Origin of the sequence: Ruegeria meonggei (assembly GCF_042768335.1) — a bacterium.
Lineage (GTDB): Bacteria > Pseudomonadota > Alphaproteobacteria > Rhodobacterales > Rhodobacteraceae > Ruegeria > Ruegeria meonggei.
Window position 1 is genome coordinate 283,180 of the sequence record NZ_JAXHBT010000001.1, and the last position, 11,815, is coordinate 294,994.

Here is an 11,815-nt window from a genome sequence, read left to right on the forward strand (position 1 = left end):
CTGACTTAGACCTCTCGGCGCAGGGAAAAAAGGGACAAATGGCCGCGAGCGGACGTCATGTCGCAATAATGGGGGCTATGTCGCAATAATGCGATATTACGGCGTTGCACGGCAGGGGGATGACGTCGTTACGCGGCATATCTTCGCCCAATCACCGAACCGGATGGATTCGCCTATGAAACACTATTCAGCCTTTGCTGTGGCGCGTGAGGCGCTGCGCTATCACACTGGGTGGGAGCGCGCCTGGCGTTCGCCCGAGCCAAAGAAACGCTATGATGTCATCATCATCGGTGCAGGCGGTCATGGTCTGGCGACGGCGTATTATCTTGGCAAGAACTACGGCATCCAGAATGTCGCAGTGATTGAAAAGGGCTGGTTGGGCGGTGGCAACACCGGTCGGAACACCACCATCATCCGTTCGAACTATCTGCAGGATCCCTCCGCGGCGATCTATGAAAAGGCGCGTGGGCTGTACGAGGATCTCAGCCAGGACCTGAACTACAACGTCATGTTCAGCCCGCGCGGCGTGATGATGCTTGCTCAGACTCAGCATGAGATTCGCGGCTATCAGCGCACTGCGCATGCCAACGCGCTACAGGGCGTTCAGACCGAATGGATCGGACCCGACCGCGTCAAGCAATTGGTGCCGATCATCAACATCGACGGACCGCGGTATCCTGTACTGGGGGCGCTGTGGCAGGAACGCGGCGGCACGGCACGCCACGATGCAGTGGCGTGGGGCTATGCCCGCGCCTGTTCGGCCATGGGCATGGACATCATCCAACAGTGTGAAGTGACCGGCGTTCGTTCGCAGGACGGCCGCGTTGTTGGCGTGGATACCACCAAAGGCGCGATTGATTGTGATAAGCTGGGCGTCGTGGTCGCAGGCCATTCCGGTCAGCTGGCCGAGATGGCGGGCTTCCGTCTGCCGCTCGAGGCTATCTCGCTGCAGGCGCTGGTGTCCGAGCCGATCAAACCTTGCATGGACGTGGTTGTGATGGCCAACACTGTGCATGGCTACATGTCGCAATCCGACAAGGGTGAGATGGTGATCGGCGGCGGCACCGACGGGTTCAACAACTACACCCAACGCGGTTCGTTCCACCACATTGAGGAAACAGTCCGCGCCCTGGTCGAAACCTTCCCGATGATCTCGCGCCTGAAAATGCTGCGCCAATGGGGTGGGATTGTGGACATGACCGGTGACCGCTCACCCATCCTGTCAAAAACGCCATTGGGCGGCTGCTTCATCAACTGCGGATGGGGCACCGGTGGATTCAAGGCCATCCCGGGCTCGGGCTGGGGCATGGCGCAACTGATGGCCACGGGCCATTCACCGCTGACCGAAGCCTTCTCGCTGGACCGTTTCAAAGAAGGCCGCTTTATCGACGAAAGCGTCGCGGCTGGGGTGGCGCACTGATGGTGCTGCACGAGGTTTTGAAAACTAAGAACACAAGGCGGCCGACGTGCCTATCAACCGCCAAAAGGATGAACATATGCTGATCCTGAATTGCCCCTACTGTGACGTGGACGCCGAAGAAACCGAACTGTCAGCCGGTGGCGAGGCGCATCTGAAGCGTTTCGGACCGGGATCGTCAGATGGTGATTTTCACGACTATCTGTTCATGCGGGAAAACCCACGGGGCGTGCATTTCGAACGCTGGCGCCATGTGAATGGTTGCGGAAAATGGTTTCACGCGGCCCGCTGCACCCAATCGCTGGAAGTGTTCGGAACCTATTCCGCGCAGGTCACCGAGCCGCCCAAAGAAATCCGCGAGGCGATCTCTGCCAAGCGCCCCGGCTGGACGTGGAGAGAGTTCGAATGATCTGCGCCGCCACATGTAAATCTGCCTGCGAAAGGTCCGCACCATGAGCACCCGTCTCGCAAAACAGGGCCGGCTGATTGACCGGTCGAAACAGGTCACTTTCTCGTTCAACGGCACATCGATGCAGGGATACGAAGGTGACACGCTTGCCTCGGCCCTTCTGGCCAATGATCAGATGATGATGGGCCGGTCGTTCAAGTATCACCGCCCTCGCGGAGTCGTCGCCAGCGGCGCGGAAGAGCCGAACGCTCTGGTCGGGCTGGGGCAGGGTAACCGGTTTGAACCGAACCAGCGCGCCACCACGACAGAGCTGTTCAATGGTCTGACTTCAATTTCTCAGAACCACTGGCCAAACCTGGAATTCGACATTGGTGCTGTGAACACCGCGTTTGCGCGGTTCCTGCCGGCCGGTTTTTATTACAAGACGTTCATCCATCCTAAACCGTTCTGGAAACACGTCTATGAGCCGTTCATCCGACAGTCCGCCGGTCTGGGAAAAGCGCCCGACAAGGACAATCGCGACGCGGACACGTATGAACACTTCTATGCCTTCACCGATATTCTGGTGATCGGCGGCGGTGTGGCTGGTTTGCAGGCGGCAAAAGCGGCGGCGCAATCCGGTGCCAAGGTCATGTTGGTTGAGCAGACTGCACATTGGGGCGGTCGCGCTCCGGTTGATGGCGGCACGATCAATGGCGGGTCTGTGGATAAGTTCGTGGAGCAATTGGTTTCCGAACTCGAAACAATGGACAATGTTACGATGCGATTGCGCTGCATGGGGGCGGGGGTCTATGACCACGGCTATGTGCTGGGATATGAGCGTCTGACCGACCACACTCCGGGCAAACATGGCCCGCGCCATCGCCTGTGGCGCATCCGCGCCAAGCAGGTCGTGACCGCCACCGGCGCGATCGAACGCCCGCTGTCTTTTGCGGGCAATGACGTGCCGGGCGTGATGCTGGCCTCTGCTATGCGCGACTATGTGGTCAATTGGGGCGTGACCCCGGGTGATCGGGTCATCGTAGCCACCAACAATGACGACGCCTATCGCACAGCCATCACCCTGAAACAGGCGGGTGTGGATGTTTTGCGCGTGGTTGACGCGCGCGACACGGCTGGTCCCCTGGCCGAAGAGGCGCGCCAGCTTGGTATCCGTGTTGATCCCGGCAAGGCCATCGCCAAGGTCAAGGGGGGCAAGCGGGTCAAGAAGGTTGCGATCTGCAATCAGGAAGGCATCGGGGGTGCTCGCGAAGAGGTTGAGTGCGACGCGGTTGCCATGTCAGGTGGCTGGTCTCCGGTTGTGCATATGTGGTCCCATTGTGGCGGCAAGCTGATCTGGGATGAAACCCAGGCCCATTTCCGCCCCGATTCCTCGCGCCCGCCGCTGGGCGCGGACGGCGCAGGGTTTGTTGTGGCGGCTGGTGCCTCGAACGGCCCTCTGGCGCTGGGCGATGTGCTGACCGACGCGCAAGCAGCCGGCAAGGCTGCGGCAAAGGCTGCGGGCTTCAAGCCAAAAAATACCAAGGTACCTGTGGGTGAGACCACGGCCGAGGCTCCGATGGCGGCTGTCTGGCTTATGCCCGCCAATGCCGAAATTCAGTTGCGGATGAAATCCTGGCTGGACTTCCAGAACGACGTCAAAGTGTCCGATGTCCAGTTGGCTGCACGTGAAGGCTATGAAAGTGTTGAGCATACCAAGCGGTATACCACGCTGGGTATGGCAACCGACCAGGGTAAATTAAGTAATATAAATGGTTTGGCGATCCTTGCTGATGCGTTGGATTCAGAGATTCCCAAAGTGGGTACGACCACCTTCCGCCCGCCTTACACGCCGATCTCGCTGGCATCCATTGGCGGTGAGGCGCGTGGTGAGGTGTTCCAGCCAATCCGTCAAACCCCGTTGCATGACTGGCACGACCGGAACGGTGCCGATTGGGAGCCGGTCGGTCATTGGCGCCGGACATACGCCTATGTCCGCCCCGGTGAATCGGTGCATGACGCGGTCAATCGCGAGGTCAAGAACACCCGTGAAAACCTCGGACTTCTAGACGCCTCAACGCTGGGCAAATTGATTGTGAAGGGTCCGGATGCAGGCAAGTTCCTGGACATGATGTACACCAACATGATGTCCACGCTGAAGGTCGGAAAATGCCGCTATGGCCTGATGTGTTCGGAAAACGGCTTTCTGATCGACGACGGCGTTGTTGCCCGTATCGACGAAGATACCTGGCTGTGTCACACAACTACGGGTGGAGCGGAACGTATCCATGCCCATATGGAAGAATGGCTGCAGACGGAATGGTGGGACTGGAAAGTCTATGTCGCCAACGTGACCGAGCAATACGCGCAAGTCGCCGTGGTCGGCCCCAACGCCCGCAATGTGTTAGAGAAGCTGGGCGGCATGGATGTCAGCAAGGACGCGCTGCCGTTCATGGAATGGCGCGACGGTCAGATCGGCGGTTTCGACTGCCGCGCCTACCGCATCTCGTTCTCAGGTGAGCTGTCTTATGAGATCGCGGTGCCTGCGTCTCAGGGCCAGGCGTTCTGGGATGCTTTGATGGAGGCCGGAAAAGAATTCCGCGTCATGCCCTACGGTACAGAATGTCTGCATATCTTGCGGGCAGAAAAGGGCTTTATCATGATCGGGGATGAGACCGACGGCACCGTGATCCCGCAAGATCTGGGGCTGCACTGGGCGCTTTCGAAAAAGAAAGAGGACTATCTGGGCAAGCGTGCCCATTCGCGCAGTTACATGTCCGATCCCGAGCGCTGGAAACTGGTCGGGCTTGAGACTGTGGATGGTTCTGTCATTCCCGACGGGGCTTACGCAGTGGGCGAGGGCGTCAACGCCAACGGTCAGCGCAACATGATCGGGCGCGTGACCTCGACCTATTACTCGGCCAATCTGGGCAAGGGCATCGCTATGGGGCTGATCAAGCACGGTCCGGACCGCATGGGTGAGATTGTCGAGTTCCCGGGCACCGACGGCAAATCCTACAAAGCAAAGATCGTGGACCCGGTCTTTTTCGACAAGGACGGGGAGAAGCAGAATGTCTGAACCCATCAGTGCACTGAACCACGCAAGCTTTGACGGCATCGCCAAGGTTGAAGAGATCGGCCTGCAAGGGATGATCACCCTGCGCGGAGATTTGTCGGACAAGGTTCTGGCCAAGGCGGTCAAGGACGCCACCGGGCAGAAAGTCCCCGGCCAGCGTGAGGCTTTGGTCAACGGGGATACCGGGGTTTGCTGGATGTCGACCGACGAATTGCTGATGCTGCTGCCTTACCAAGAGGTTGAGACCAGACTGGCGGCAATGGCCAATGCCCTTAGCGGGACTCATGCGTTGGCGGTCAACGTCTCGGACGCGCGGGCGGTGTTCCGGATCTCAGGCGCCAGCGCGCGCGAGGTTCTGGGCAAACTGGCGCCGGTTGATCTGTCGCCAGAGGCATTCCAGCCCGGTCAAATCCGCCGCTCGCGTCTGGCGCAGGTTGCCGGGGCGTTCTGGATGGATGATGGGGAAACCTTGCGCGTTGTCTGTTTCCGTTCGGCTGCGGATTACGTGTTCAAACTACTGAAAATCGCAGCCCAGCCGGGCAGTGAGGTTGGGGTTTACTGACCTAAGTCTGTTTGCCGACAACTAGAAGGCCGTCCGCATAGCCGGGCGGCCTGTTTGCAGTGTGTGTCATGTTGCCCACAGTAGGAAAAACCCGGACCCATTTTCCTCGGCGTCGTGTTTGTGCGAAACACGTAAGCTTCTTATTGAGACATAAGAGCGCATAGGCAGAAATTCTCCTGCTTTACTTCCTCGTAGCGTGTACGTGGCAAAGGAAAGCCGTTACGTGCTGAAACCGTCATAAATCTGGAGAAGAGTAGAGTTTTGACCATTAAAAAAGTGCTGGCGGCAGGTTTAGCCGCTCTGATAATTACACCTCAAATCGCCGTTTCTGAAACTTATGAAGAAAGTTTCGAGTGTAAATTTGGACCTGGCCTTGTGAATCGCCCTACACCAACACGCGTGGTGTTCTCAGTGGATGAGTTTGGCCGTTCTGCTCTTTTGCATAGGGTTGATATCCCGAAAATCGACACGGGTGTTGGACCTGCTCGGATTAAGCGGGACACACCTAAGGTGTTGTCAATTGCTTGGGTGGGCCAAAACTATGTGTATTCAGCAAGTGGACGCACTTATGCAACAAATAAGTCGCGGTATGACGCTATTGATCTGCTCGATCTAGAGTTTTCGGTGATGTTGAATAGATCAACACTGAAGGCTACCGCCAAGTCTGCGACTTCTATTGCCTATGCTCCGCGAGACGGTTTCGCAAAGGGCGCATGTAAACCTATCACAACCCCGAATTCCTGATTGAGAGGACTAGTTTTGAAACTAATATCTTTGGCCATCGCCGTAGGGTTATGTGCAACAGCGGTACAGGCAGACGTCGTGAACTATGAGTGCGAACTTCACAGCATGGAATCGCGAGGATGGATTCCATCCAAAATGTTCATGAGTGTGGATGCTGCGAGCAAGAAGGCTCGGGTCTATGACGGGGCTATCCGTTCTTCGAATGAACTGGCTGGTCGCCCCGATGAAAAGCCTGCTGATGCAAAGTTCAAAGTGACGCGTAAAAGCCAATACCAGATGTCCTGGCGTGTTAGGCTGAGAGCCAATTCATCGCGCCGGTTCAGAATTGCATACACGGCAACTCTGGACCCCCAAACCAATGCCTTCAAGGTGTCCGCTAGTTTCCCACAGGCCAATGTGACAAACCGTCCAAGCGGTGTCGGTGCATGCAAGCCTGTCTCGTCGCCAACCTTGTTTTAAGATGCAAGCTGGCTGGGTGGCCTTTCGGGTCACTCAGCCGGTCAGCAAAAACGTCTGAAACCCTTCAATTGCCGGGGTCTTCGTAAGACTATGTATTCCTTCGTCGGCACCAGTACTTGTTTGGCAGGACTGGTAAAAGGAAAGAAGACCAGCAAGGTCAGTCATGCGGTTTAACCTCTCATATTCACTGATAAGTGGCGCATGGGTGGACAGGTATAATGCCGGACGGTGCTTTCTCAGAAACGGAATGAGTGTTGGCAACACGGCATATTCAGCCCCCTCGATATCCATCTTGACCAGTGACACGCGAGACAGGTCATTCACCGCCTCAAACTGATCCCACGCGATGGTCAGGGCATCTGTCCCGTGTACGCCGTCATGCAGCAGAGAGCTGGTGGAATCGCCCGGCTCCCCGCGGACCGACGCCATGCGGGCCACTCCGAATTGGTCTGACAGCGCAACGCTAAAAGCCGAGACGTTGCGGATATCGTTCAGGTCCAGGTTCCACGCCAGATGGCGGAATGCGGTGGGGTCGGGTTCAAAGCACCAGACGTGACGCGCCTTACGGGCGCCGTACAGAACCGTTGGGCCGATCCATGCTCCAATATCAATGTAATCGCGATCCGGCGACAGGAACTGGTCGAGCACAGCAAAGGTTTCCGGCTCCCACACGCCAGCGGAGGCTTTGCGCCAGAACTTGGAATGATAGGGATCCAGGCGGAATGGTTCGCCGTTCAGGTGCCCGGCATAGTATCCGCGAGCGCGGTAAAACATCTTGCGCGCCTGTGTCAGCATCGCGGACCTCCGGGTTTTGTGATCTCTGCCCTTGACCTGCGGCCCTTGCCACAGCATTTAACCTGTGGAACCGCAACAATCATTTTCAACAGGGGGCCGAGATGGCTTTTGAACTTCCTGATCTTCCTTATGCACATGACGCGCTGGCAGCCAAGGGCATGTCCGCGGAAACATTGGAATATCACCACGATCTGCACCACAAGGCCTATGTCGACAATGGCAACAAGCTGATCGCCGGCACCGAATGGGACGGCAAGTCGCTGGAAGAGATCATCACCGGCACTTATGATGCGAATGCTGTCGCGCAAAACGGTATCTTTAACAACATCAGCCAGTTGTGGAACCACAACCAGTTCTGGGAAATGATGGGCCCCGGCGGCGCTGCCATGCCCGGTGAGCTGGAAAAAGCTCTGACCGAGAGCTTTGGATCGGTTGACGAATTCAAGTCGCAGTTCAGCGCTGCAGGTGCCGGTCAGTTCGGCTCGGGCTGGGCTTGGCTGGTCAAGAACACTGATGGCTCGCTGGCCGTGACCAAGACCGAGAACGGCGTGAACCCGCTGTGCTTTGGTCAGACCGCGCTGTTGGGTTGCGACGTGTGGGAGCATTCGTACTACATCGATTTCCGCAACAAGCGTCCAGCGTACCTGTCGAACTACCTCGACAATCTGGTGAACTGGGAAAACGTCGCATCGCGGATGTAATCCATTGACCCGAAGAGGGTTCATCAAGGGTCTGCTGGCGGTGACGCTGGCAGGCCTTTTCTGTTTGGGGTGGCTGTTTCTGGTATCGACTTCGCGTTAGCAACCGACATCGAATGACTGCTTGGAGCCCAAAGCGTCCGGTCAACGATGGGCCGCTTGCGCCTTAGGAGAATAAGAAATCCAGCCATGCACTCAGACTATGTGTCTCTCTCTTCATTGGGGTTTGAGCAATGATAACTTACTGAATGGTCAATGAGCGCGTCCCTAAACAAAACTAGGTTGCTACGCTCATGATACGTCATCCGAAATACAGGAGGGAGCAATGTCAATGAACCGGTCTTCCAATGACTGGTCCACCAATTCATATACTTGATCTGCGGCAATCTGTTCCATAATTCAGCTTCAATTTCTGCTGCCTCGTGACCTTCAATGTTTGAAGAAGTATGCGGCCAATTCGACTTTGGGTAATTGCGTCGGACCCAGGACCTGAAGCTGTATATTTGAGACTCGTACTGGTAATGCTTATTTTTTAGAGGCACTTCGGCAATGTAGAGATATCCGTGATCAGTTGCCCTGCCGCGAACTTCATAAGCTTCGCTGAGGTCTAACGTTCGTAGGTTAACGTGCCGATCATACTTCGTTAGATAATTGTTGCCTTCCGTAGGAACGGTTTCTCTTGAAAAGGAAACTGTACATCCATCGATGAAAATATCGGAGTAACCCATGCCTTGTAGCGAACTGAGAACCTTCGCATCGCTGGATGTTTCAGAGGTAGACAGACTTGGAGCGAACGCTACAGCCCAAAAAGCGATACCTGAAATGGCTAGAGTTACTCGCGACGGCCTTTTTGTCATGTTCAACTCATCTTAGTTCAGTGTGGCTCAGACGGTGTAGTATGACGTGACCAGATAGTGGCTTCAACGGCGGTTTTGTCCGCATAACAGGCTTTAGGCAAAAGCCCTTCGACAATGCTGAAGCGCCTCGGTGCCATCACCACTGGAGAAATCCTGCCGACGCGTCAACTTTCGAATTGAGACCTATTGTACCCTGCCCCGCAGTGCATAGCTAAGATGGGCGGAGGGAGAGAGCCGCAAACCACTAAGAAAACCGTCAGGCAACGCGCTGAATGACCTCGGCGCGTCTCGGGTGAGCTGTGCCTGATGGATGAGGGAAAATCACACGAACCATAACAGGAGATCATGATGGTCGCACTTGCACAGGGAACATGGGTTGTCATAGCTGACGGGGAAAAGGCGTTGTTGATGGAGAATATCACCGACGCAGAGGACCCCAATCTGGTGGTCGTTTCGGTTGAGCAGAACGACGTGCCCAGCAACAAACCCTCGGATCGGGCGGGCCGCCGTCCGGATACAGGGCCAAACCAGAAATCGGCCGTCGAAGAAGCCAAATGGAAAACCCATGCGAAATCTCTGTTCGTGCAGGACCTGGCCAATCTGCTGAACCGCAAAGGTCTGAAGGGCGCGTATAAGCGGCTGGTTCTGGTCGCCAGCCCTCATGTACTCGGGTTGCTGCGCAGACGGCTGCACAGCGAAGTGCTGAGCAAGGTAGTCGCCGAGGTTGATAAAACGCTGACCAACCATCCGCTTCACAAGGTAGAACAGATACTGACAAGCCGTCTTAAGCCGGCGGTTTAAGAGATCACCAGACAGCGGGTGGGTTACTGCACCCGCTGCCTTTCAGTTCAGGACCTGACGCAAGGCTGCCATTGCAGTCTCAGGATCATCAACCCAGGTGATGAAGTCCGCCAGCGAAGTATCTGCAAACCCGTGACCGATGACCTGCTGCACCAGTTCGCGCAACGGGTCCCAATATCCGTCCACATTCATGACCAGAATGGGTTTGTCATGCAGGCCAAGTTGCCGCCATGTCAGCGCTTCGAACAGCTCATCCAGTGATCCCGGACCGCCCGGCAGGACCACTACGGCATCCGCGTTCATGATCATGACCTTCTTACGCTCGTGCATCGTCTCGGTGACCACGAAACGCGTCAGGTCTGTCTTGCCGACCTCGCGCTGCAACAGATGTACCGGGATAACGCCAAACGTGTCGCCTCCGGCCGCTTGGGCGGCGCGCGCAACCTCGCCCATCAGCCCCACATCACCGGCACCGTAAACAAGGCGCCAGCCTTCTTGCGCCAGCAACTGGCCAAATCTGTGGGCAGCTTGGGAATATGCGGAATTTGCACCATTGCGTGACCCGCAATACACACACACCGATGTCTGAGACACAATAGGGCTCCTCCGGGCTTGTATCTGGGCTTTTGACCCCTGATAGCGGGATTGATAGATTGGCTCAACCGTCAGGCAGAATGTGTTATAGCCAAAGCACTTGCGCTGCGGAGTGAAAGGAAGCACATGAACGCCAAGTCGGGAAGCGAAAGCTCTGGCATCTCCACATGGTGGGTGATCGCGGGTGTTGTGATTATCGCCGGAGCTGGTGGGTTGTACTTGTCCGGCATCCTTGAAAGTGATCCGCAAGAGGCCGCACCGCAAGCGGATACCGCCACACCAACCGCATCAGATAGTGCTGAGACCACAACACCGGCCAACACAGTCGAGGCCGGTGAACCTGCGCCTGAAACGGGGTCCGATACCCCAGAGGTCGCAGTAGCCGAAGCGCCAACCAATCTACAGGACACGTCGCCAGAAGACGTGGCGCAGGCAGCCGCACCCACGCTGGATCAGATATTTGTCGAACCGGATGGCAACGCGGTTCTGTCCGGCAATGCCGAACCCGGATCCGATGTGCGAGTGTTGCTGGACGGAGAGCAGGTACATAGTTTCACCGTCGACCCCAGCGGTCAGTTCGCCGAATTCGTATCGATCCCGTTCTCTGAGAATGCGCGTGGCTTAACTCTTGAGACCAGCGGTGATCAACCATTGCAGTCGGACGACTATTTGATCGCCGCATTGCCTGAACCCGCGCCCGCAGATGAATCTGTCTCGACCACTGATACGGCAGAGGCCGCGCCTGTCCCCAACTCTCCTTCTCAGACAGAGAGCGCTGAGACGGCCCCACAGGCAACCGCGGACGATACCGAACAAGTGGCAGAGGCCGCACCCGAGGAAAGGGCGGAGGACCCACAGGATCAACAGGTGGCCATATTGCGCTCTGGCGAGGACGGGGTGGAACTTGTGCAGGCCCCAACCGTACAATCGCAGGCACCGGAACAGGTTGCGCTGGATACGGTCGGTTACTCCAGCACCGGAGACGTTGAGCTGACAGGCCGGGTTCCGGACGGCTCGGTCGTTCGGTTGTATCTGGACAACCAGCTTGTCGACGACCTGACCCCGACCGACGACGGCAAATGGCGCAGTGAGTTGCAGGGCATCGATCCCGGCATCTATAACTTGCGTGTGGATGAGGTCGCAGCCGATGGCACGGTCGTCAGCCGATTGGAGACCCCGTTCAAGCGCGAGCCTGTCGAGGTTCTGCGCGCTGCTGAAGCGCCCCAGACCACCGGAGAGGAGCCTCAGGCAGCGCCTATCCGCTCGGTTACCGTGCAGGAGGGCGACACCCTCTGGGCGATCTCGCGAGAGCGTTTTGGTGACGGTATCCTCTACGTGAAGCTGTTCGAAGCCAACCGGGATGCGATTCGCGATCCTGATCTGATCTATCCCGGTCAGGTTTTCACGTTCCCCGAATAAACCTT

At 56.9% G+C, this 11,815-nt stretch carries 11 protein-coding genes; 9 read left to right on the top strand and 2 right to left on the bottom strand.

What is annotated here, in order from left to right:
* The first annotated feature begins 175 nt into the window (after positions 1-175).
* The 5 genes from SJY13_RS01415 to SJY13_RS01435 all read left to right on the top strand — a co-directional run bounded on the left by SJY13_RS01415 (position 176) and on the right by SJY13_RS01435 (position 6,187).
* Positions 176-1,420 carry a sarcosine oxidase subunit beta family protein gene (locus tag SJY13_RS01415; protein ID WP_377186769.1) on the top strand — a complete coding sequence of 415 codons (1,245 nt, stop codon included), beginning with the start codon at positions 176-178 and terminating at the stop codon, positions 1,418-1,420.
* Positions 1,421-1,496: 76 nt separating this feature from the next.
* Positions 1,497-1,826 (top strand): sarcosine oxidase subunit delta, encoded by a 330-nt coding sequence (locus SJY13_RS01420; RefSeq protein ID WP_377193527.1) that lies wholly within the window; start codon positions 1,497-1,499, stop codon positions 1,824-1,826.
* A 43-nt stretch (positions 1,827-1,869) separates the two neighbouring features.
* Positions 1,870-4,884 carry a sarcosine oxidase subunit alpha family protein gene (locus SJY13_RS01425; protein WP_377186772.1) on the top strand — a complete coding sequence of 1,005 codons (3,015 nt, stop codon included), beginning with the start codon at positions 1,870-1,872 and terminating at the stop codon, positions 4,882-4,884.
* Positions 4,877-5,443, top strand: coding sequence for a sarcosine oxidase subunit gamma (locus SJY13_RS01430; protein WP_377186775.1), 567 nt, complete (start codon positions 4,877-4,879; stop codon positions 5,441-5,443). The genes SJY13_RS01425 and SJY13_RS01430 overlap by 8 nt, the downstream gene beginning before the upstream one ends.
* Positions 5,444-5,704: 261 nt before the next feature.
* Positions 5,705-6,187 (top strand): hypothetical protein, encoded by a 483-nt coding sequence (locus tag SJY13_RS01435; protein ID WP_377186778.1) that lies wholly within the window; start codon positions 5,705-5,707, stop codon positions 6,185-6,187.
* A gap of 492 nt (positions 6,188-6,679) precedes the next feature.
* Here the strand turns inward: SJY13_RS01435 and SJY13_RS01440 are convergent, their stop codons facing one another.
* Positions 6,680-7,441, bottom strand: a complete 762-nt coding sequence (locus tag SJY13_RS01440; RefSeq protein WP_377186781.1) for an FkbM family methyltransferase — start codon at positions 7,439-7,441, stop codon at positions 6,680-6,682.
* Positions 7,442-7,542: 101 nt separating this feature from the next.
* Here SJY13_RS01440 and SJY13_RS01445 point away from each other — a divergent pair, with 101 nt between their 5' ends.
* The 3 genes from SJY13_RS01445 (at position 7,543) to SJY13_RS01455 (ending at position 9,797) form a co-directional block, all read left to right on the top strand.
* Entirely contained in the window at positions 7,543-8,142 is a 600-nt protein-coding gene (locus tag SJY13_RS01445; RefSeq protein ID WP_377186784.1) for a superoxide dismutase, read from the top strand.
* Between the two features lie 4 nt (positions 8,143-8,146).
* On the top strand, positions 8,147-8,242 hold the full coding sequence (locus SJY13_RS01450; RefSeq protein WP_377186787.1) for a twin-arginine translocation signal domain-containing protein: 96 nt from the start codon (positions 8,147-8,149) through the stop codon (positions 8,240-8,242).
* Positions 8,243-9,344: 1,102 nt separating this feature from the next.
* Complete coding sequence (locus SJY13_RS01455) at positions 9,345-9,797, top strand: host attachment family protein (RefSeq protein ID WP_085821091.1); 453 nt, start codon at positions 9,345-9,347, stop codon at positions 9,795-9,797.
* A 42-nt stretch (positions 9,798-9,839) separates the two neighbouring features.
* Here the strand turns inward: SJY13_RS01455 and SJY13_RS01460 are convergent, their stop codons facing one another.
* Positions 9,840-10,391, bottom strand: a complete 552-nt coding sequence (locus SJY13_RS01460) for an LOG family protein (protein ID WP_377186790.1) — start codon at positions 10,389-10,391, stop codon at positions 9,840-9,842.
* A gap of 126 nt (positions 10,392-10,517) precedes the next feature.
* On the opposite strand from SJY13_RS01460, the gene SJY13_RS01465 reads away from it, so the two are divergent.
* Complete coding sequence (locus tag SJY13_RS01465; RefSeq protein WP_377186793.1) at positions 10,518-11,810, top strand: LysM peptidoglycan-binding domain-containing protein; 1,293 nt, start codon at positions 10,518-10,520, stop codon at positions 11,808-11,810.
* Positions 11,811-11,815 lie beyond the last annotated feature (5 nt).